This window comes from Paenibacillus ginsengarvi, assembly GCF_003626695.1.
GTDB lineage: Bacteria > Bacillota > Bacilli > Paenibacillales > NBRC-103111 > Paenibacillus_AB > Paenibacillus_AB ginsengarvi.
This window is the reverse complement of record NZ_RBAH01000037.1, coordinates 42312-64313: the sequence shown is the minus strand read 5'-3', so window position 1 is coordinate 64313 and position 22002 is coordinate 42312. Positions and strand designations below refer to the sequence as shown.

Here is a 22002-nt window from a genome sequence, read left to right as displayed (position 1 = left end):
TAGAAGAAGACGAAACGAAGCAGGGGGGGACGGGAATGGCAGTCAAGCTGATCGATCGCTTTGGGCGGGTGCACGACTATTTGCGTATATCGGTGACGGATCGCTGCAATTTGCGCTGCGTTTATTGCATGCCGGAGGAAGGGATGGAGTTCGAGCCGGACGAATCCATTCTCAGCTTCGATGAAATCGTGTCTGTTGTCCGGGTGCTGGCGCGGCTCGGCGTGAGTAAATTGCGGCTGACCGGCGGGGAGCCGCTCGTGCGCAAAAACCTGGAGCAGCTCGTTGCCAGGCTGTCGGAGATTCCAGGCATCGCGGACATCGCGCTGACTACGAACGGCATTCATCTGGCCCCCCGGGCGGAGAGGCTGCGCGCCGCCGGGATTACACGCGTCAACATCAGTCTCGACTCGCTGAGGGCCGACCGGTTTGCGCTTGTCACGCGCGGCGGCGACATCCGCAAAGTGCTGGCGGGCCTGGCGGAAAGTGTGCGGGTCGGCTTTGATCCGATCAAGCTGAACGTCGTTTTGATGAAAGGCATCAATGACGACGAAATCGGAGATTTTCTGCAACAAACGATAGAGCGCAGCCTGACCGTCCGTTTCATCGAATATATGCCGATCGGGCATAACGACGATGGCTGGCGAAGCCGGTATTTACCGCTATCTGCCGTTCTGGAGCGCTGCGAGGCGATGGGCTGGTCGGTCGAGCAGGCGGAATCGGTGTATGGAAACGGCCCGAGCCGAAACTACCGGATTCGCGGGGCGAAGGGATCGTTCGGGCTGATTCATCCGGTCAGCGACCATTTTTGCGAGACGTGCAATCGTCTCCGCTTGACGGCGGACGGCAATATCAAGCCGTGTTTGTACTGGACGGATGAATTCAACGTGCGCAAGGCGATCGGAGATGACGAAGCGATCGAGCGGCTATTTTGCCGGGCGCTTGATGTCAAGCCCGAGAATCATGAGATGGCGCAGGCGTTACTTCAAGCGAAACAGTCGCATACGCCTACGTCGCGGCGGATGTCGCAGATCGGCGGGTAAACGGCGTTTTCCATCCGATTGCGCTGTATTTTACATAGAGAGGAACGTGCTGCATGGACGAGATACGAACACTGAGGCAAGACGAGCTGGACGACAGCATTACGCTTTCGTGTTATGCGTTTCAATACGACGTAACGCCGGAGGAGCGGGAGCAGCGGAAGCGGCGGATGGACCCGGACCGGATCTGGGGTTATTTTGTAGACGGGAACATGGCGGCCAAGGTGCATATCCACGATATGCGCATGTATGTGCAGGGCGAGCCGATCCGGATGGGCGGCGTAGCAAGCGTGGCGACATGGCCGGAGTACCGCCGCAAAGGAATGGTGTCCCAACTGCTTCAGAAGGGGCTCCAGGCGATGAAGGAGGACGGCCAGACGTTATCCTGCCTGCATCCGTTCGCCGTATCGTTTTACCGGAAGTATGGCTGGGAGCTGTATACCGATTACAAGAAGTACGAGCTGAAGGCGGCCCAGTTGCCCGCCTACGAGCATACCGAAGGGCGCATAGAGCGAGCTGATCGGGATTGGCAACTGCTGGATCGAGTGTACAGCCGGTACGCCCGACAGTATAACGGGACGCTGGTGCGGGACGAGTCGTGGTGGCAGCATACCGTGTTCAAGCAAAAGGGCGGACAAGCCGCCGTGTATTACGACGATGCCGGCGATCCTCGCGGGTATATGCTGTACAAGGTGAAAAACCGCGTCATGGACATCGGAGAAATGGCGTTTCTGGACGAATCCGCGAGAAGGGGGCTGTGGCGCTTTATCGCGAACCACGATTCAATGTGCGATACGGTCAAGCTGCTGCAGGCGCCGGGCGACGACGAGCTGTCGTTTCTGCTGCCCGATCCGCGCATCGTTCAGGAGACGGTTGCCTATTTCTCGGCCCGCATTGTCGATTTCGAGCGGTTCGTTGCCCAGTATACGTTCGAGGCGACAGGACGGGAGGAGAGGCTGGAGGTGCGGCTGAGCGACCGCTACGCTCCTTGGAATGACGGCCATTTTACCGTGTGTATAAATGGAGACGGACGAGCTTCCGTGGAAGCTGCGGCGCAAGGCGAAACGGGAGCCGAAGGGCAGGACAATTCCAGAGTCGCCTGCGATATCCAGACGATGACCGCGATGCTGATGGGCTACAAGCGTCCCGCCTTTATGTTCAAGGCAGGAAGGCTAAGCGGCTCCGAACAGGAAACAAAACGATGGGAACAGCTAGTACCGCGCCGGTCGTCTTATTTGCCGGACTACTACTGAGCTGGCGACACATGATTATAAAACGGCAAAAACCTCCGCAAACGAACGGAGGTTTCTGTATACTACAGGTTATTTAAACGAAATTTCCGCGCGCTGCTCGGACGAATCGTAGATCGCCTGAATAATTTGCGACGACAGGATGACGGTATCGATATGGGCCGGCGATTTTTCACCTGTGCGCACACAGTTGATGAAGCCGTCGATTTCATTTTGGAACATGTCGCGCGACGTGTACTTCGGCGTCGTTTCGAGCAGGGCGCCGTTTTTCGCGCTGTACATGACGAACTCCTTGCCGTATTGCAGGCGGATGCCCGCTTTGTCGCCGAGGAAGTCGATATACGACTCGCCGACGCCGATATTTTGCGCCCAGGCGCCGTTCAGCGTGACGGTTGGTCCTTCGGTGCGGATCATGCCGGTTACGAAGTCGTCTACGTCGTACGTACCTTTATAATTCGGAGGTCCCGCCCACATGCTCGTGTAGGCGTAGTTCTCCATTTCGACGCCCAGCTTGCTGTAGGCTTGTCCGGTGACCGTCTGAGGCCGCGGGTCGCCAAGGCAGTACATGACGATATCGAGATAGTGAACGCCCCAGTCGATCAAGGCGCCGCCGCCGGCAATCGCCTTCGTCGTAAACGCTCCGCCAAGCCCCGGGATGGAGCGGTGGGCGCGGAAGCTGACGTAAACGTGATACAGCTCGCCGAGCTCGCCGTCCTCGATCAATTTTTTGATGATGTTAACGCCCGTGTTGAACCGGTTGACGACGCCAATGTTAAGCACCTTGCCGGTTTCGTGCTGCACCTTCTGCATTTCCAGCGCTTCGGCATACGTGCGGGCTGCCGGTTTTTCGCACAGTACGTTTTTACCGGCGCGCAAGCAGTCGATCGAGATCGTGGAGTGCCCGTTGTTCGGCGTGCAGATCGAAACGGCTTCCACTTCCGGATCGTTCAAGATAATATGGTAGTCCTCAATGGCCTCGCCACAGCCGTAATCTTTCACGGCTTTTTCCGCTCTTTCTTTAATAAGATCGCAGAAATATTTGATTTCCGCATCCGGATTGGCCAAATACGCTTTAATGTGGGCACTGTTCGCTATCGTACCGCAGCCGATAATGGCCACCTTCGTTTTACTCATGGTTTTCCCTCCCGGGGTTCAAGGATACAACACACATTCATTGTAGCCTTTGGGACGAAATAAACAATACTTTTTTTCGATTTTCATCGCCATTCCGGAGATTTTTTCCGAACCTGAATACATGTCTTCCCTACATCCCCGGCATCGTCAGCACGCGCTGCCCTTCCTTGAACTTCTCCACGAACGATCCCGCATCCGCTTTCACATGAAACATGCGCGGTTTCCCTTCCGGCCCCATCAGCATCATTCTCGTATCGTGCGGCGTTAGCGGGTCCCACATTACATACAGCTCCCGCACCTCGCCGCGATACCAGCCGCTGTTCACACGGACGGCAGGCTCAAACGGTATTTTCAAAATGTAGCCGCTTTCCGGATCGAGCCGAAAGCCTTGCCACGCCCCGCGTATGGAGGCGATCCACGACTCCCCTAGACGGCGGAACGCCAGCGAATTCGGCGCCGTGCGGATGACGCGGCCTTGGACGACATCGAATAGCTGAACGGCAGGTGCCGACAACGGGACGGTCGGCGCCGATGCCCCGGCAAACGAAGCGATCGGGGCGGGGGACACGGCTGCTGATAAGGGCACGGCGGCCGGTTCCCGGTCCGGCAGCGGTTGGCCTAAGGAAAAAGCCAGTCCGCACCCGAGCAGGATGGCGGTTCGGCTCAGCATGGGCAAACTCCTCTCAGGATACGATCATGAACCAATATCAACAGTAGATTGCCCTTTTGCCGCAAATCTATGCCTATTTCCAAGCCGCAGCCTCCGTTTCCGGGTGGGGACGAAGGTACCTCTAGACGGTCCCGGGCGCCCGACCTAGGGCTAGTAGCAAAAACCGTCGCGGGTCCGTTTTGACCGGACCCCGGATCGCCTACAATGAGTACATAAGCGAAACACAACACAACGAAAGGCGGTGAGAGATATGAAACTGAACGGCAAAAGCGGACTCGCCATTCTGCTTATCGGCTGCGGAGCGCTTATCCTGTTAGGCAAAATCGGCCTCGGCCTTGGCTTCCTGATGAGCTACTTATTCCCGATCGCCCTGCTCGGTCTCGGCTACTACGGGATTCGAAACGGCAGCAAGTTTTTCGGCTGGGTCATCTTCGTAGTCGGTCTGATCGCGCTGCTCGGCAAGTTTTCCACATTGTTCGCCATCATCTTCGCGGTGGGGCTCATCTACTTCGGCTTTACGATTCTGAAGAAGAAGCAGAGCACGATGCTGTAACAAATGCCTGACCGAAAATTTACACATACATTCGATTCCACAAAGGAGGACATAATCGATGAGCCTGATGAGGCGGATGAGAGACATAACCGTCGCTACCCTGAACGAGAGGCTCGAGCAGGCGGAAGATCCGGTCAAGTTGATCGATCAATATTTGACCGCTCAGCGAGAGCAAATCATGCAGTCGGAAAAAGTGTACCGCCAAATGATGGCGCACGCCCAGTCGCTGCGGCAGCAGGTCATTGCGGCCGAGCAACTGAGGGACAAACGCGAGCAGCAAGCGATGATCGCACTCAAGGCAGGGGAAGAGCAAGTCGCCAAGATGGCCTTGCAGGAAAAAATGCTGCAAGAGGAAAAGTATGAGCAGTACAAGGATCTGTACGATCAGAGCAAGCATTCGATCGTCGAGCTGGAGGAGCAAATCGATGGGCTGAAGCGCGACTTCGACGAAGTGCTCGGCAAACGCCAATATTACATGGCCCGCCTGGAGTCGGTACGGCTGCAGCAGCGAATGAACGAATCGATGCGCGGCGGCTACGGCGGATTGAACGGCCGTACGTTCCACCGGCTGGAAGAACGAATTTCCGATATGGAGCTTGAAACCCGCTCGCTGCGCGATGTGCGCCAGCTCGGCAAGGAACTGGCCCATGCAGGGAGCGCGATGCAGCAGGCGCTTGAAAACGAGCTGACCCAGCTGCGCGCCAAGCTCGAGAAGGAAGGATGGTTGAAATGAAGAAGCTGTACCGTTCCCAAAGGGACAAGAAGCTGTTCGGTATATGCGGCGGATTGGCCGACATGCTCCAGGTGGACTCGACGCTGCTGCGACTGATCATTGTCGTAACGACGTTTTTCACCGGCGGGATTCTGATCCCAATCTATATACTAGCGGCTCTTGTCATTCCGAAGGAGCCGGGGATCGAATCTCCGCTTGCGAGCTCGTGGAACCAATACGGCTCAGGCCACCAGGCTTATTCCACCCCTCAGGGAGGATACGGCTACCAGCATTCGCATACACCTCATTACAGCGCTGCTGCCGCCAAACCGGCCGCACAGCCTGAGGAGCAGCTGGATCACATGATGAAAGACATCGAAAGTAAAGCAATGTGGAACGAAATTCAAGAACTGAAAGCCAAACTGTCCAAATACGAGAAGGGAGACGTGTAAACAATGGGAGTATTTAAACGGATCAAGGATATGACGAAGGCATCGGTGCATGAGCTGCTTGACAAGGTGGAGGACCCGGTTGTTATGCTGAACCAGTACATCCGCGACATGGAGGAGGAAATCGCCCAGGCGGAAGTGACGGTTGCCCGTCAAATCGCAAACGAACGCAAGCTGTTGGAGCGTCTGAACGAATCCATCCGTCTGAGTGCGGACCGCGAAGCTAAAGCGGCCGAAGCGCTCAAGAAGGGCAATGAAGCGATCGCTCGCCAAGCGCTCGAAGAGAAGCTTTATTACGATCAGAAGATCGTCGAGCTGAGCGAAACGCATGCGCAGTCGAAAGGGCAAGCCGATGAGCTTCTCGGTCAACTGCATGCGATGAAGGACGAATATTACAAAATGCGCAACAAGCGCAATGAGCTGGCAAGCCGCGCAGAGCTGGCGAAAGCGAAAAAGCAAATGGCTCAAGTCACGACGGTGAACTCGGTCGAGACGGGCAATGCTTCCCGCGGGTTCCAGCGGATGGAAGAAAAAATTATTCAGCTCGAAGTCGAAGCCGAAATCGCTCGTACGCCATATGTGCCGGCAACCGCGCTGCAATCGGTGCAAACGATCGACGCAGCCAAGCAGCAGAAGATCGACGAGCAGCTTCAACTGCTGAAGGAAAAAATGTCCCCGGCGCCTGCCGCCGCTGCCGAATAATCGCTTTGTAGCGCTTGGCAAATTATGATATTCTAGTTTGGGAGCAAGGCCATAGGGCGAAGCGGTTCGCGCTATGGCTTTTCCCGCGATTGGGAAATACGCGGCGTATGTGGCGCTGCGATACCGAAATGCTGTGCCGTGCACATCATGCGATCGAGAAAAGGAGGTGCGGCAATGGAAAACCGGAACCGCAATACGGCCATCGTGCTCATCGTGGCGGGACTATTCATCTTAATCCAGCATTACTTCAGCTTTTTTACCATTGCCGCCCTGTCGTTCATCGCGCTCGGCGTTTACAAAATAAGATCGTCGCCGGATAAAATCGGCTATGGTATTCTAATCGTAGGGATTATTGTTTTGTTCAGCGGCAATTTCGCATTCATCTTGTCGATTGTACTGATCTCACTCGGATTGTTTTATATGAAGTCCAAGCAGGCTCACCGGGACGATTCGTTCACGCAGAAGCATAGCCTGCTCGAAAGCTTTAAGCGGGACAAAGAGCCGTGGGAACTCAAAAATATGAGCATGTGGAATGTCGTCGGCGAAATTTATATGGACATGTCGCTCGTCATCCTCGATCAGAAGGAGACAACGATCGTTGTGCAAGGAGGACTCGGCGATGTCGATATTATTGTGCCGGAGTTTATCGGCGTCAGCGTCAACGCATCCGCACTGGTCGGGCAGATCAAGGCGGGAAGCGAAAAGGAGACCGGGCTTGTGAACAAGGTCGTCTGGCAGTCGCCGAATTACGAAACATGCGATCAAAAAGTGAAAATACTCATTTCCTACTTAGTAGGAGATATTGATATTAAATTGGTGTAGGCTTACGAAGCAAGCTTTTCCTGCGGGAAAAGCTCAGTAACGCTTACGAAAGAAGCTTTTCCCTGCGGGAAAAGCTCTTGGGAGGATCGCTCGTGAACAAAAAACTGACGAACATGATATGGCGCAGCATGGGCGAGTCGATCCTTCTCAGCCTTTTTTTGTTCGGAACCATCATCTACATTCTCAACTACTACGGCTACATAAGGCCGTTCTCGAATTGGCGGGAAGGCGTAATGATCAGCCTTCTACTGATCGGCGCCGTAACGGTGCTTGGCGGGGCATTCGGGTTCTGGTCGTCCAGCCGGACGACCCGCAGGCTGGAGCAGCTTCAGGATTCGATGCTGCATTTGGAGAAGGGCAACCTCAGCCGGCCGATTCCCGATCTGGGGCAAGATGAGATCGGACGGATCGGCGAGCAGCTCGGACGAATCAGCACCAGATGGGAGGAGCAGGTTTCGTCGCTCCAGCGGCTGTCGACGAACAACGCCGAGCTGGCGGAGAAGGCGAAGCTGTCGGCCGTCGTGGAAGAACGCCAGCGGCTGGCCCGGGAGCTGCACGACGCGGTCAGCCAGCAGCTATTTGCAATCTCAATGACGGCTACGGCCGTCGGGCGAACGCTCGATAAAGATTTCGACAAGGCGAAGCGGCAAATCGCGCTGATCGAGGAAATGTCATCGGTCGCCCAGTCGGAGATGAGGGCCCTGCTGCTTCATTTGCGCCCCGTTCATTTGGAGGGCAAGCGTTTGTCCCAAGGGCTTCGCGAGCTGCTGCAGGAGCTGCAGGCGAAGGTGCCGATCGAGATTACGTGGGATATGGACGAAAGCATACGGCTGCCGAAAGGAATCGAAGACCATCTGTTCCGCATCGTGCAGGAGGCGCTGTCGAACACACTGCGCCATTCGAAGGCAAGCCTGCTTGAGCTAAAGCTTCAGCGTCCATCGGACAATATCCGGCTGTCCATCCGGGACAACGGGGTTGGCTTCGAGATGGACGAGAATAAGCATGCTTCGTACGGAATCCAGTCGATGAAGGAGCGGGTCAATGAAATCGGCGGGGCGATTCAATTCGTCACCGCTCCCGGCAAAGGAACCCGGATCGAGATCCGCGTGCCGATCTTGACAGAAGATGGAGGAGAAATGACGGATGGAAGCGGAAATTAAAGTGTTGCTGGTGGATGACCATGAGATGGTGCGTATCGGTCTGGCGGCCGTGCTCGGAACCGAGGACGGAATCGAGGTTGTCGGCGAAGCGAGCAACGGGCTCGAGGGCATCCGTTTGGCGCAGGAATACAAGCCGGACGTCGTCTTGATGGACCTGGTTATGGAAGGGATGGACGGGATCGAGACGACCCGGAAGCTGCTGCAGCAAATGCCGGACATCAAAGTCATCGTTCTGACGAGCTTTTTGGACGACGAAAAAATGTACCCGGTCATCGAAGCCGGCGCGTTCAGCTACCTGCTGAAAACGTCGCGTGCCTCGGAAATCGCCCAGGCGATCCGGGCCGCCATCAAGGGGCAATCGGTGCTCGAGCAGCAGGTGGCAGCGAAGATGATGAACCGCTTCCGCCAGCCGAAGCCGGCCGCCGAACCGCATCACGACCTGACCGACCGCGAGATGGAGGTGCTCAAGCTGATCGCCTCGGGCAAGTCGAACCAGGAGGTGGCCGACGCCTTGTTCATCGGGATCAAGACGGTTAAATTCCATGTCACCAACATTTTGGCCAAGCTGGGCGTGGAAGACCGGACGCAGGCGGCCATATACGCGTTCAAGCACGGTATCGTCGAGTAAGCTGGATGGGGTATAGTCCCACTCATTTGAAAAGCATCGTGCGTGCCATGCCGGTTTCGCATCCAGCTGAATAACGCATGTGCTGCTCTCATCCCCGGTGAGAGCTATTTGCGTGGAAGGGAAGCCCGGTGTGCGGGCCGCTTCTTTTCGTGAGAAGTTGACATAAATAGAGGAAATTATATATTATTGTATATATAATGTTTAACCAATAAGCCAAGCAAGATGCGTAAGCGAGGATGGAGCCGAAGATGGATCAACCGATGCAAAACCAACCGCTAATTATTCAGAAGCAGAACATTAGCGAAGAACTGGTCAAATATATTAAGCAGCAGATTATTTCCGGCGAACTGAACCCGGGAGACCGGATCGTGGAAACGAAGCTGGCCCGCGAGCTTGGCGTCAGCCAGACGCCGGTGCGGGAGGCGATCCGCCATCTGCACGGGGAGGGCGTCATTACGATCGTGCCGAACAAAGGGCCGATGGTGCGGACGCTCGATATGAAGGACGTGTTCGAAATTTATTCGGTCCGTTCCATGCTGGAGGGGCTGGCGATCCGGCTGGCTACGCAGAACGCGACCGATGCGCAGATTGCCGAGCTGGAATCGTTCTACGAGCAGATGAAGCTGAAGCTGAACGACGATTCGGTGTCGAGCCTGCTGTACGATTCTTCGCATATTCACAAGACGATTATCGAGATGGCGGGCCATGACCGGCTGATGAACATGTACCAGTCGATCTCGTTCCAGATTTCGCTCGTGAACCGGCTGCTCGGAGCCAGATCGACGAAGCAGAAGGAAGTCGATCAGCATCTGGAGCTGATCGAAGTGCTCAAGAAACGGAATCCGGACGAAGCGGAGACCACGATGCGCAAGCACATTTTCCGGTCGTATCGCGATTTTGTGCAGCTGTCCGAGAAGAGGGACCAGCCGCTGCAATTTGATGAGAAGCTGTGGATTTGACAGGCTCCGCTCTGCGGGCCTGTTTTTTCTTTGTTGACGGATGAACGATTGACGATATAATATATATTATATATAATGTTTAATACGTCGTGTGAATGAAATCCGCCCGACTGCCGGGTATGATGGCCATTCGGTACAGACGGGTCGCCTTTAAGAAAGCGTTTTCTGAACAACAAACAAGCGATAGGCGCCGCCCGATCCACAGAACGATCGGATCGTGAGTATCGATCGTACATGCGGCAAGCCGGACAGAAGGAGACCAATATGGCGCAACCGGAGAAGATCGAGAAGCATCCTGCGCTGGCGATGCTGGAGGATATGATCCGCATTCAGAGCGTCAACCCGCATTTCGATAAGGCGGGGCATGGCGAAGGGGCGATGGCGGATTACGTGGAGCGGCGGTGCAAAGCGGCGGGACTGACCGTGACGAGACAGCCGGTATTTCCCGGAAGGGAAAATCTTCTGATCGAGCTGCGTGTCGGCAAGCCGGACAAAACGCTGCTGTTCGAAGCCCATATGGACACGGTAACGCTCGGCACGATGCCGGACGCGCTCGTTCCGGTGTACCGGGACGGCAAGCTCTACGGGCGCGGAGCCTGCGATACGAAGGGCTCGCTCGCCGGCATGCTGTACGCGATGGAGCGGTGCGCGGCCGAGCCGGAGCTTGCCGGAGGCGACCTCCTTCTCTGCGCATCGGTGGACGAGGAGCATGCGTATCGGGGATTGATGGCGTTCCTCGAGCTGGACATCCCGGTAGCCGGGGCCGTGGTCGGGGAGCCGACCGAGCTTGGCATTACGGTGGCGAACAAAGGCTGCGTCCGGATGGCGGTGACGACGCACGGCAAGGCGGCCCACAGCTCGATGCCGGACGAAGGCGACAGCGCCGTCATGCAGATGATGCGCGTGCTGCGGTTTATTCACGAGAAGCTCGAGCCGGAGCTGGCTACCCGGGCTCATCCGCTGTGCGGAAGTCCGACGATCGTCGTAGGCACGATTCACGGCGGCACGCAGATCAATATTGTGCCCGATCGCTGCGTTATTGAGATCGACCGCCGCCTCATTCCCGGGGAGCGTCCGGAAATCGTCGAGCGCGAGCTCGTGGAGCGGCTGACAAGCGAACTCGGTTCCGAGCGGGTGAAGCTGACCGCAGAGCGTCTGCTGCACGACTGGGCGCTGGACACGCCGCATGATACTCCGGTCGTCCTGGCGGCCAGGGAGGCTGCGGCTGCGATCGGGCTCAGCAATCGGCTGCGCGGCGTTACATACGGCTGCGATGCGAGCAAGCTTCAGGAGTTCAAGCGTATCCCATCTATTATTTACGGGCCGGGCTCTATCGCTCAGGCGCATACGAACGACGAATGGGTTCCCGTTTCGGACGTCGAGCAGGCGGCGGAGTTTTATTTGCAGCTCGCCCGCACGTTTGGCCGGTTATAGGCCGTAGGCCGTTTCTGGTTGCACGGAACGGAGGAAGCGATTATTTTGTTGCTGCTGGGGAGGACTTGTATGCGTATATCATCTCGCGTTCATATGGTAGGAAGCGGCCGGCACGGCCTGCAGATGACGCATCCGATCGATTGTAACGTTTATTTGCTGGACGGCGGCTCCGAGTGTGCGCTTATTGATGCGGGCGGCGGCGTGGAGCCGGATAGGATCGAGGCGAATATCGCCGCGGCGGGGATCGACCCGTCGCGCATTACGAAGCTGCTGCTCACGCACGCGCACGGAGACCATGCGGCGGGAGCCCAGCATTTTCACGATCGCTACGGCGCCGAGCTGATTGCCGCCGCCGAGGCCGCTCCGTGGATGGAACGGGGCGACATGGAGAAGAACAGTCTGCTTGCGGCGATAGCGGCAGGCATTTACCCCGAGGATTACCGCTTTCCGGCCTGTCCGGTCGGCAGAGCGGTAGCCGAGGGCGATCGCATCCGGGTCGGCGAGCTGGAGCTGACCGTGCTGGATACGCCGGGACATGCGCGCGGGCACGTCAGCTATATGTGGGACGGGCAGGACGGCCGGGCGATTTTTGCCGGCGACGTTATTTTCGCTGGAGGGCGGGTCGTCTTGCAATCGACGTGGGATTGCTCGATTCAGGATTATGCCGCTACAACGGCGAAGCTGCACGGGCTTCGCATCGATACGCTGTATGCGGGACACGGGGCGCCCGTGCTGAAGGAAGCGTATCGCCATATCGAGCGGGCGCATGATTGCTTCCGGAGGCTGGATCTTCCTCCAAATTTGTAAACGTGAAGAAGTTCGGCGAATGTACAGGAGGGGTGGCGAAAAGATGGAAGCTTTAATCGAACGATCCGCTTTTGTCGGCATGGAAGATCGGGCCTGGTTTTATGGCGGGGCCGAATCGCCTCCTTTCCGAGGGATGCTGGATGCCGTTAACGCTTATGTGTATAACCGGTCGGGCGGCCCGACGGGGCGTCTGCGGAACAGCGAAGCGGAACAGGCGCTTCGGCTCAATCTGGCGGCGCTGCTCGGCGGACAGCCGGAGCATATCGCGCTTATGTCAAACGCTTCCGAAGCGATCTCGATGATCGCCGCATCATTCCGGTTTGAGCCCGGCGACAACGTAGTCATTCACGATCTCGAGTTTCCGTCCGGCGTTCTTCCTTGGCTTCATCTGAAGTCGTCCGGCGTTGAAGTTAGAGTAGTGCCAAGCCGCAACTGGCGGATTACCGCCGAAGATTTGTTAGCGCGGGTTGATGCGAATACCCGTATCGTCGTTACGAGTCACGTCAGTTATTTATCCGGGGTGCGCATCGATTATTCGCACCTTTATCGGGAGCTGCAGCAGACGGATACGCTGCTGCTGGTCGACGCCACGCAATCGCTCGGAGTTGTGCCGGTTCGTATGGACGAGGCCGATTTTATCGTGGCCAGCTCGTACAAATGGCTGATGGCGGGTCACGGGATGGGCGTGCTTGCGATCAATCCGCAGCGGACGGAGCAGTTCGAGCCCCGTTATGTCGGCTGGCGAAGCGTGGAGGATATGTTCAGCGACACCCGGTTCGAGCAGTTCCGCTTTTTCCGCGATGCGCGGCGGTTCGAGGCCGGCTATCCGAGCTATCCGACCGTTTATGCAATGAAAGCGGCGACGGATCTGCTGCTGTCGATCGGCATCGACAACATTTCGCGGCATGTGCTGGACCTTGGCAGTTATTTGATCCAGGAGATGCGGAGGCTCGGCTATGAATCGATGACGCCGGAGCAGCCGGAGCAGCGGGCGGGCAACATCTCGTTCGTATGCCCTGACGGCGAGCGGCTTGCGGACGAACTGATGCAGCAGGGAACGTATGTATGGGGCGGAGACGGGCGGATTCGCGCCTCGATTCACTTCTATAACAGCTCGGCAGATGTGGATAAGCTGACTCGGCAGCTTGCGGCACTTGCAGGAAAACCCGCTTAGCGCGAAAGTCAGCTCGGCACCTATAGCGCGGCAAGACGAAGATAAGGGGAATCGATATGAAGGCGTTGTTATGGACCGGGGCGGAAAAGATGGAAATGCGCGAGCTGGCCGACCCCGTATGCAAGCCGGGTGAAGTACTCATTCGCGTTGATGCCGTCGGCATCTGCGGCTCGGAGATCGAAGGTTATTTGGGGCATAACAGCTTGCGTGTGCCGCCGCTTGTGATGGGGCACGAATTTTGCGGCAGGATCGTCGCAGCGGAGGAGGGGGCGGGCGGTTCAACTGGCGGAGAGCAGAAGGCGGAGCTTGCACCGGGGAGCCGTGTCGTCGTCAACCCGCTCTCCGCTTGCGGCGACTGCGCTTCCTGCCGCCGCGGGCTCCCGCAGCTATGCGCGAAACGGACGCTCGTCGGCGTCCACCGGCCGGGCGCTTTCGGGGAACTCGTGGCCGTTCCCCGATCCGCCGTTGTGCCGGTGGATGCCGGCATGAGCCCGTTTCGCGCGGCGCTGGCGGAGCCGCTCGCCTGCTCGTTGCGGGCGACGCGCCGGGCGCTCGAGCGGCACCCGTTCGCGGGTGCGCTCGTCTTCGGCGCCGGCGGCATCGGCCTGCTGTGCGCGCTTGCGGCGAAGCTGCTCGGCGCCTCGCGCGTGCTGATCGCCGACACGAACGCGGAGCGGCTCGCGGCAGCGGAGGCACTCGGCGGCTTCGAGACGGCGAATCCGCGCGAGGAGGACCTCGGTTCGCGGGTGCGGGCGGTCTTCGGCGAGGGCGGGCTCGATGCGGTGATCGACGCCGCCGGATTTCAGCCGACGCGGGAAGCGGCGATGCGGCTCGTGCGGCCGGGAGGCACGGTGATGAATATCGGCCTCGGCATCGACGATACGGTGCTGCCGATCAATCATTTGATCCGCAGCGAGATCGAGGTGCTCGGCTCGTTTTGTTACTCCGCGCAAGATTTTCATGATGCGGTCCGGCTGCTCGCGGAAGGGCGGATTACCGAGCAGGGCTGGACGGAGGTGCGCCCGCTTGAGGCGGGAGCGGACGCTTTTGCGGAATTGGTCGCAGGACGCGTCGATGCAGGCAAGATCTTTTTGCGGCCTCATTAAGGCTGAGGGGCTTGCGCCGGGCCGGAATTTCACGCGAGTACGCGAGTATGGTTACGGCGGTGAAGTTTGCCGGACGAGAACATAGTAATTATAGAATTGGATCTGTACGGAGTCGCCGAGGGCGGCTCCTTTATTCGTTGTTTCGTCCCCTCCTGAGCCGATTTGCGCTGCTTTGACGCTTGCCCTCGTTCCCGGTACAATAACGATAGCAAGGCGGGGTACCGCCGAATACAGGTGGGGGAAACGGATCATGAGCAGTACGCAATGGATCGTGCTTGTAGTTTTCTTGGTGGCAACAGTGGCTTTCTCGTGGATGATGAGCAAGAAGTGGTGGAAGAAATAAGGTTTTGCCAGCGATAGCGGAACTTCCTCTTCCGTTATTGCCCGATCAGCGGAACCGCCAGTTCCGTTATTGCCGTTTTGCGTGCCTATTATGCTTGCATAGAGGAAGCCTCACTTCCTTTATGGCTTCATTTGCCCGGATCCACTCGGCCTATAGGCGGCTTTAACGGAACTTCCGCTTCCGTTATCGCCTGAGTTACAGCGTTCCACCAGTCATAGCGGAACTTTTACTTCCGCTTCCATGCCCCTGGACAGCTCCTAACTTGGCCGCACTTCACTTTAATGCTTAGCGAAGTTAAACTTTTGTAACGTTAAAGGTTAGCCGGTTCACCATCGATCCGGCTTCCACATACACTGTCCGTATAGCCTGCCTATCGACGTCCCGCTGAAGCTTCACGCGTTGGTCCCGGTCCGGGCAAGCCGAATACGGAAGGATGAGAGCCATGATTCGGGCGCGCAATCCCCGCCGGGATGACCGGACGATTCTGGGTTTGGTGAAGCAGGAGCTATTCGTCTACACGGTTCTGACGCGACCGGAGACGCGCTGGGACCCGGCCGACGTGCGGAGAAGGCTGGACGGTGACGTCACCTTTGTCGCTGCGCCGAGAAGAGCGGCAAAGCCGGTAGGCTTCGTCTCGGTCCGATCGTCGGACCGCACGACGATGCTGCTCGATCTGCTCGCCGTCGAGCCCGGCAGTCAAGGCAAAGGGTGGGGGACGGCGCTTCTGAAGCAGGCGGAGCGTTATGCCCGCGAGCGCGGGTATCGCGAGATGAAGCTGTTCGTCGACGAGGCAAACGGCAAGGCGCGGCTATTTTACGCAAGGAACGGATACGGCGAGTCGGAGTACGTCCCTTCGTTTGCGTTTATTGTGATGGCTAAACGGCTGTAACCGCATTTTCTCGAAAAAAGAAGCTTCCGCCACTGGAGAGAGAGAGTGGATCGGAAGCTTTTTGGCGCTACTGGCCGCTCCGCCGGCATACGCCTCGTTGCTTATCTCACTTTGCGGGGAATGGGGTCAGAGCAGCGGAAACAGCCCGGCGATGTTCGCCAAATCGACCGATACTTTGGCGCCGAACGGGGACCTCGGCTCGAGAGTTTCGAACGGCTCGAAGTGTTCCGCGGGAGCTTCGGGAGGGAAGGCGGAAAGCTGCAAGCCCCGTTTCGATTTGCGCGAAGTTGGCGTTTTTCTCGTTTTGGCTGCGGTGGTTTTGGTGGCCTCGCCCTTCGATCGCTTCACGGCTCCGGACGACTCGTCTTCGGAGGAATCATTCAGAATGAGTTTGCCTTTGCGCACTTTGCTAATAATGCCGAAGTGCCTGTTGCCGTCGTTAAGAACGGCGCATACCGGAACCCCTATGAAATGAGTGCAGGTTTCTTCATTTATGGGAACGATCTGTTCCATGCGTCATAGCGCCTCCCTGATAGGTTTCTTCCCTATATAGGCTATTCACAGGGGAATTCCGCGCATGGTCGCATGCCTATGAGCTTGCGCCTATTTTTGACGGTGCCTAGGGGTCGCTGTTTGGGGGCCGTGTTCGCGCATACGGACCGCTTCCATGCAACCTCCGTGCGAATATGCTAAAATAGGAAGTAACTGGATGAAATACGGATCGAGGGACTATCGCGGGAGGAATCGGCGATGAACCTGCAAAACAGATTGTGGGCGGTACTGCTGCTCGGGGCGCTGCTGCTGGGCGGCTGGATGGCGTACACGGGCGCCAATCGGGCGGTCTTGACGCCGCTATCGAATGCGGAGACCATGCTGCAAATGGCGGACAAGCTGTATTCGGCCGCTTATTCCGCGACGGTGCAGCATTCCGGGCCATACCGTCGGGCGGTCGACGACGATTCGTTTGCCGCGCTCGGTAATGAAGTGGCGGTAGGCTTCGGCCTGTCTCCGTCGAAGCCGGTTCGCGATGCAAATGGGCACCGGGTGTACAGCTCGTCTGGGCCAACGCAGCCCGAAGGTTGGGGGAAGCTCGAGGTGGCATTGTCCGGCTGGGCCGACGGCTCGACGAATCTGATCGTCCGTCTGGATGCCCCGGCCGGTACGGAGAAGATTAAGCTGTTGGCATGGACGACGGAGTCGTCGGCGCGGCTCGAGAAGCTGGGCATACAGGGGAAGTGGATGATTACGCTCCGCGGAGGAGCGGGAGCTTGGTCGGATGAGGCGATGAAGGCGCTGAAGGGGAAAGTGGCCGCCAGCTTCAAGGCGGAGCCGGTCGACTCCTACAAAGATTCCTCCAGCGAAATTATTTCGTATAACAGCAAGCTGCTGGAGCCGGGCATTCGCAGCGCGGCAGGGACAATCAATCTGCAGGCGGCGTTCCACCGCGACTCCGTCTATGGCACGTACAGGCTGACGATAGCGACTCCCCTCATGATTTCCGAGCCCTGAAAGGGATTCCAATTGATTGCCGGCCATAGCTTGTCCGGTTTCAATATGCTAAACTACTAACAGGCTCCGCCGGGCAAGGCGGACTGCAAATACTTAAGGAAAGAATGATGAAGCATGACACATACAGCGGAACTTCCAGATTTCGGAGCGGATCGCACGCTTTTTTTCATCTTCGGCGCAACGGGCGATTTGGCCCGCAGAAAGCTGTTTCCGGCCATTTACAGTCTGTTTAGGGAAGGCAAGCTGTCCGAGCGGTTTGCCGTCATCGGTCTCGCACGCCGTCCGCGGACGAACGAGCAGTTCCGCGACGACGTCAAGCATTCTATTGAAGAGTTCGCCCGCTACAAGTCCGAAAAGGATCATAACTGGGAACAGTTCGCCGAACATTTCCATTATATGTCGCTTGATATTAACAAGCTGGAGCAGTTCCAGCAGCTTAAAACGGTCGCCGAGCAGCTCGACGCCAAATTCGATATCGGCGGCAATCGCTTGTTTTATTTGGCGCTTGCACCGGAGCTGTTCGGCAGCGTCAGCTATAATCTGCGGGATGGCGGGCTGCTGGAGACCGAGGGCTGGCGCCGGCTCGTCATCGAGAAGCCGTTCGGCTACGACCTGCCGTCGGCGGAGAAGCTGAACGAGCAAATCAGGCAAGTGTTTCAGGAAGAGGAAGTGTACCGGATCGACCATTACCTCGGCAAGGAAATGGTGCAGAACATCGAAGTTGTCCGGTTCGCGAACGCCTTCTTCGAGCCGCTCTGGAACAACAAATATATCGCCAATATCCAGATTACGCTCAGCGAGACGGTCGGCGTCGAGGAGCGCGGAGGTTACTACGACCACGCGGGAGCGCTGCGGGATATGGGGCAAAACCATATGCTGCAAATGATTACGATGATGGCGATGGAGCCTCCGAGCCGGATGGAGCCGGAGGACATCCGCGACGAGAAGGTAAAGGTGCTCCGTTCGCTCCGCGTGTTTCACAGTCCGGAGGAGGTGGCCCGTCATGTCGTGCGCGGCCAATACGACACCGGCGAGATGAAGGGCAAGCCCGTTCCGGGATACCGGGACGAGGAGGGCGTTCCTGACGATTCCGCAACGGAGACGTATTTCGCGGCCAAAGTATTCGTCGATAACTTCCGCTGGGCGGGCGTTCCGTTTTATATTCGCACCGGCAAACGGTTGCCGGTCAAAACGACCGAAGTCGTCGTCGAGTTCAAAAATATGCCGGACAACGTTTATTTTTCCCGCAAGACGAAGCTGGAGCCGAATCTGCTCGTGTTCCGCGTCAATCCGACGGAAGGCATCTATTTGAAAATGAATGCGAAGCAGCCGGGCTCCCAGTGGGGGATCGTGCCGATCGCGATGGATTTTTGCCAAAGCTGCGAGGTGGGCATCAATACGCCGGAGGCGTACGAGCGGCTGCTGTACGATGCGGCGCGCGGCGACTCCACCTACTTTACGAGATGGGACGAGGTGGCGCTGGCCTGGAGGTTCGTCGACCGAATCGAGTCGGCATGGCGCGATCACAGCTCGGAGCTGCACCGGTATCCGGCGGGTACGTGGGGACCGGATGCGGCTCAGCAGCTGCTTGCCGAGGACGGCTTCAAATGGTGGCCGGTCAACGGCCAGCTTGAAGGCGAAGTCGTCTGGGCGACGCCGGTAACATCGAAGTAAGCGGGCCGAACCGCTTACCGCTTCCGCGCGTATCCTTTAGGGAAGAGGCCGGGAGCTATGAACGAGATTCCGGACCCGGGGGCGGCATCCGTCCCCCGACCCGCGTGGGCCTTCAGATGCTGAGATCCTATCTAATGAGAGTGTGAGCCTATGTCGAGACGGGGATTTTTGAAATGGATGATGGCCGCGTTTGCGATAGTGGCAGCGTCGTTTTACGCGATGGTTCAGCTGCTGACCCGGCTGGGCTCGGATCGGCCGTATATGTCGGCCGGTGAATCAGGCGCTTCTGGGACGAGCGATGCTTACGCTCAAACGTCCGCCGAAGCCGAGGAAGAGAAGCCTATCGTATCCGCAGTTCCGCTACTGTCATTTTTCGTGCTGAGTGATCTGCATGTCTCCGTTTATGACGAGAGCACTCCGAGAAAGCTGAAAAACGCGTTAGACCAGATCGCCCATTTCGACTCGCCGGTTGATGCGCTGCTGCTTGGCGGCGATTTGACCGACTACGGGATGGAAAGCGAAATCAAATCGTTCGAGTCGATTATAGCCAGCTACAAACTGCCGCCCGTGTATGCCAATATGGGCAACCACGATTATTACAATGTATGGATTGACGATAACGGCGGCTTCAGCCGCGACACGTTTCCGAACGGCAAAACCGACGCGGGCTCCCGCGCCCGGTTTATGAAGACGTTTCAGATTCCGAACGTATATAGCGACGTCTGGCTGAACGGTTACCATGTCATTCTCGTCTCCCAGGAGGCGTACAGCCAGGAGAAGCCGGAGGTGGGCGAGGGCGCCTGGTATTCCGACGAGCAGCTCGAATGGCTGAAGGTGAAGCTGAAGGAGACGACGGACGGGAAGCCGATCTTCGTGCTCATTCACCAGCCGCTGCCGCCGCAGGGCGAGGATGGCGGGAGCCATCGACTTGTGCGGGCCAAAGAATTCCGCAATATATTGAAGCCATACAAAAACGTATTCGTCATCTCCGGCCATACGCATCAGGACTTCGACAACGGTACGTCCCACTACAGCAAGGAGACGTTCCACTGGTTCACGAACGCCTCCGTAGGGCGCACACGCAATACGCAAAGCGGCGTGGAAAAGTCGCAGGGCATGTACGTTCAGGTGTACGAAGACCGGGTTGTCGTACGCGGCCGGGAGTTTGCGAAGAACGATTGGATCGAAGCGGCCAACTGGACGATTCCGCTTGAGAAGGCGAAAATTTGACGATACTGACAAGATGAGGCGGGCTCTTGCGAGCGAAACAAAGCTGTAGAAACCGAAGACCAAGGCGGAAGCGGCTCCGTGCGAAAGAGCGGAACCGTTTTTCCGTTTTAAATAAAGCTCTGAACAGGTAAGACGCGTCTTACCCCAATCGGAAAGGATCGACATAATGAATCAGACGGCAACTCAAATGCAAAATGAAGTGCAAAAGCGCAGAACGTTCGCGATTATTTCCCACCCGGACGCCGGGAAAACGACTTTGACGGAGAAGCTGCTGCTGTTTGGAGGCGCCATCCGGCTGGCCGGTACGGTCAAAGGGCGTAAGGCTAGCCGCCACGCCACTTCCGACTGGATGGAGATCGAGAAGCAGCGCGGGATCTCGGTCACGTCGAGCGTCATGCAGTTCGACTATGAAGGGCACCGGGTCAACATTCTTGATACGCCGGGTCACCAGGACTTCAGCGAGGACACATACCGGACGCTGACGGCAGCCGACAGCGCGGTCATGCTGATCGACTCGGCCAAGGGGGTCGAGGCGCAGACGAAGAAGCTGTTCCAAGTATGCAGCAAACGCGGCATTCCGATCTTCACGTTTATGAACAAGATGGACCGCGAAGGCCGCGACCCGTTCGACTTGATGGAAGAGCTGGAGCAGGTGCTCGGCATCCGTTCTTATCCGATGAACTGGCCGATCGGTTCGGGCAAGCAGTTTTGCGGCGTTTACGACCGGGTGAGAAACCAGCTCGAGCTGTTCCATAACGGCGACCACGATCAGATCGAGGTGCGCAAGGTGAGCGGCTACGACGATCCGCTCGTGCGGGAAATCGCCGGCGACTATTTGTATGAGCAATTGCAGGAGCAGCTTCAGCTTCTGGACGTGGCCGGAGATGAGTTCGATCTGGAGAAGGTGCGCAGAGGCGAGCTGACGCCCGTCTTTTACGGCAGCGCGATCAACAATTTCGGGGTGCAGACGTTTCTCGAGAACTTCCTCGAGCTCGCGCCGAAGCCGACATCGCGCAGCAGCAGCCAAGGCGACATCGAGCCGACGTTCGAGAAGTTTTCCGGCTACATTTTCAAAATCCAGGCGAATATGAATCCGGCGCACCGGGACCGCATCGCGTTCCTCCGCATCTGCTCCGGCAAGTTCGAGCGCGGCATGTCGGTTCGGCATGTGCGGGCCGGCAAAGAAATCAAGCTGTCGCAGCCGCAGCAGTTCCTCGCGCAGGAGCGGGATATCGTCGAGGAGGCGTTTCCGGGCGATATTATCGGACTGTTCGATCCTGGCATTTTCCGCATCGGCGATTCGTTGTCGCAAGGGCAGGACATCGTATTTGACGAGCTGCCGACGTTCTCGCCGGAAATGTTCAGCAAAGTAACGATCAAAAATGCGCTCAAGCAAAAGCAGTTTCTGAAAGGCATCGACCAATTGACCGAAGAGGGCACGATTCAAGTGTTCCATACGGTTACCGGTTTCGACGAGATGATTCTCGGCGTCGTCGGGCAGCTTCAGTTCGAGGTTATGGAGTACCGGATGCGCGCCGAATACGGCGTGGACATTTTGCTCCAGCGCTTGCCTTACCAGTTCGCCCGCTGGGTGGTGGACGATAAAATCGACCCGTCCAAGTTCCGGATCAATTCGATTCTCGTCAAGGATAAAAAGGACAACAACGTGGCGTTGTTCGAGAATGAATACGCCATGCGCAGCGCGGTGGAAAAAATGCCGCAGGCGAAGTTTCTCGAAACGGCGCCTTAACCGGCGAGCA

At 57.4% G+C, this 22002-nt stretch carries 22 protein-coding genes; 19 read left to right on the top strand and 3 right to left on the bottom strand.

Annotated features, from left to right (window positions below; translation table 11 throughout):
• Nucleotides 1-35 precede the first annotated feature (35 nt).
• Together moaA and D7M11_RS32550 are read left to right on the top strand one after the other, a co-directional pair.
• A complete protein-coding gene (gene moaA / locus D7M11_RS32555; protein WP_120751460.1) occupies nucleotides 36-1040 on the top strand; it encodes a GTP 3',8-cyclase MoaA in 1005 nt (334 codons plus the stop codon).
• A gap of 53 nt (nucleotides 1041-1093) precedes the next feature.
• On the top strand, nucleotides 1094-2290 hold the full coding sequence (locus D7M11_RS32550) for a GNAT family N-acetyltransferase (RefSeq protein ID WP_120751459.1): 1197 nt from the start codon (nucleotides 1094-1096) through the stop codon (nucleotides 2288-2290).
• Between the two features lie 69 nt (nucleotides 2291-2359).
• On the opposite strand, the gene D7M11_RS32545 is transcribed toward D7M11_RS32550, so the two are convergent.
• Complete coding sequence (locus D7M11_RS32545; RefSeq protein ID WP_120751458.1) at nucleotides 2360-3421, bottom strand: Gfo/Idh/MocA family protein; 1062 nt, start codon at nucleotides 3419-3421, stop codon at nucleotides 2360-2362.
• Nucleotides 3422-3551: 130 nt separating this feature from the next.
• Nucleotides 3552-4091: a hypothetical protein gene (locus D7M11_RS32540; RefSeq protein WP_120751457.1), complete on the bottom strand. Its 540-nt coding sequence runs from the start codon at nucleotides 4089-4091 to the stop codon at nucleotides 3552-3554.
• Between the two features lie 250 nt (nucleotides 4092-4341).
• On the opposite strand from D7M11_RS32540, the gene D7M11_RS32535 reads away from it, so the two are divergent.
• The 13 genes from D7M11_RS32535 (at nucleotide 4342) to D7M11_RS32475 (ending at nucleotide 15829) form a co-directional block, all read left to right on the top strand.
• Complete coding sequence (locus tag D7M11_RS32535; protein WP_120751456.1) at nucleotides 4342-4644, top strand: LiaF transmembrane domain-containing protein; 303 nt, start codon at nucleotides 4342-4344, stop codon at nucleotides 4642-4644.
• Nucleotides 4645-4702: 58 nt separating this feature from the next.
• Nucleotides 4703-5377: a PspA/IM30 family protein gene (locus tag D7M11_RS32530; RefSeq protein ID WP_120751455.1), complete on the top strand. Its 675-nt coding sequence runs from the start codon at nucleotides 4703-4705 to the stop codon at nucleotides 5375-5377.
• Nucleotides 5374-5808: a PspC domain-containing protein gene (locus D7M11_RS32525; RefSeq protein ID WP_120751454.1), complete on the top strand. Its 435-nt coding sequence runs from the start codon at nucleotides 5374-5376 to the stop codon at nucleotides 5806-5808. Before D7M11_RS32530 ends, D7M11_RS32525 begins: the two co-directional genes overlap by 4 nt.
• Before the next feature lie 3 nt (nucleotides 5809-5811).
• Nucleotides 5812-6507 (top strand): PspA/IM30 family protein, encoded by a 696-nt coding sequence (locus D7M11_RS32520; protein ID WP_120751453.1) that lies wholly within the window; start codon nucleotides 5812-5814, stop codon nucleotides 6505-6507.
• Between the two features lie 174 nt (nucleotides 6508-6681).
• Entirely contained in the window at nucleotides 6682-7329 is a 648-nt protein-coding gene (gene liaF, locus D7M11_RS32515; RefSeq protein ID WP_120751452.1) for a cell wall-active antibiotics response protein LiaF, read from the top strand.
• A gap of 113 nt (nucleotides 7330-7442) precedes the next feature.
• Entirely contained in the window at nucleotides 7443-8489 is a 1047-nt protein-coding gene (locus D7M11_RS32510) for a sensor histidine kinase (protein WP_120751469.1), read from the top strand.
• The gene (locus tag D7M11_RS32505; RefSeq protein ID WP_120751451.1) at nucleotides 8473-9117 is read left to right on the top strand and encodes a response regulator; all 645 of its coding nucleotides are present in this window, start codon (nucleotides 8473-8475) and stop codon (nucleotides 9115-9117) included. Before D7M11_RS32510 ends, D7M11_RS32505 begins: the two co-directional genes overlap by 17 nt.
• A gap of 248 nt (nucleotides 9118-9365) precedes the next feature.
• Nucleotides 9366-10076 (top strand): GntR family transcriptional regulator, encoded by a 711-nt coding sequence (locus D7M11_RS32500; protein WP_158606961.1) that lies wholly within the window; start codon nucleotides 9366-9368, stop codon nucleotides 10074-10076.
• A 264-nt stretch (nucleotides 10077-10340) separates the two neighbouring features.
• Nucleotides 10341-11510: a M20 family metallopeptidase gene (locus D7M11_RS32495; protein WP_158606960.1), complete on the top strand. Its 1170-nt coding sequence runs from the start codon at nucleotides 10341-10343 to the stop codon at nucleotides 11508-11510.
• 69 nt (nucleotides 11511-11579) lie between these two features.
• Nucleotides 11580-12317: an MBL fold metallo-hydrolase gene (locus D7M11_RS32490; protein WP_120751448.1), complete on the top strand. Its 738-nt coding sequence runs from the start codon at nucleotides 11580-11582 to the stop codon at nucleotides 12315-12317.
• A gap of 43 nt (nucleotides 12318-12360) precedes the next feature.
• Complete coding sequence (locus D7M11_RS32485) at nucleotides 12361-13491, top strand: aminotransferase class V-fold PLP-dependent enzyme (protein WP_158606959.1); 1131 nt, start codon at nucleotides 12361-12363, stop codon at nucleotides 13489-13491.
• A gap of 56 nt (nucleotides 13492-13547) precedes the next feature.
• On the top strand, nucleotides 13548-14597 hold the full coding sequence (locus D7M11_RS32480) for a zinc-binding dehydrogenase (RefSeq protein ID WP_120751446.1): 1050 nt from the start codon (nucleotides 13548-13550) through the stop codon (nucleotides 14595-14597).
• Nucleotides 14598-15373: 776 nt separating this feature from the next.
• Entirely contained in the window at nucleotides 15374-15829 is a 456-nt protein-coding gene (locus D7M11_RS32475) for a GNAT family N-acetyltransferase (RefSeq protein WP_120751445.1), read from the top strand.
• 126 nt (nucleotides 15830-15955) lie between these two features.
• On the opposite strand, the gene D7M11_RS32470 is transcribed toward D7M11_RS32475, so the two are convergent.
• Complete coding sequence (locus tag D7M11_RS32470) at nucleotides 15956-16342, bottom strand: hypothetical protein (protein WP_120751444.1); 387 nt, start codon at nucleotides 16340-16342, stop codon at nucleotides 15956-15958.
• Nucleotides 16343-16579: 237 nt separating this feature from the next.
• Here D7M11_RS32470 and D7M11_RS32465 point away from each other — a divergent pair, with 237 nt between their 5' ends.
• From D7M11_RS32465 to D7M11_RS32450, 4 genes are all read left to right on the top strand, one after another.
• A complete protein-coding gene (locus D7M11_RS32465) occupies nucleotides 16580-17338 on the top strand; it encodes a YwmB family TATA-box binding protein (protein WP_120751443.1) in 759 nt (252 codons plus the stop codon).
• A gap of 114 nt (nucleotides 17339-17452) precedes the next feature.
• Nucleotides 17453-19012, top strand: coding sequence for a glucose-6-phosphate dehydrogenase (zwf, locus tag D7M11_RS32460; RefSeq protein WP_120751442.1), 1560 nt, complete (start codon nucleotides 17453-17455; stop codon nucleotides 19010-19012).
• Between the two features lie 150 nt (nucleotides 19013-19162).
• A complete protein-coding gene (locus tag D7M11_RS32455; protein WP_120751441.1) occupies nucleotides 19163-20242 on the top strand; it encodes a metallophosphoesterase family protein in 1080 nt (359 codons plus the stop codon).
• 187 nt (nucleotides 20243-20429) lie between these two features.
• On the top strand, nucleotides 20430-21992 hold the full coding sequence (locus D7M11_RS32450) for a peptide chain release factor 3 (protein ID WP_420818456.1): 1563 nt from the start codon (nucleotides 20430-20432) through the stop codon (nucleotides 21990-21992).
• The last annotated feature ends 10 nt before the right edge of the window (nucleotides 21993-22002 follow it).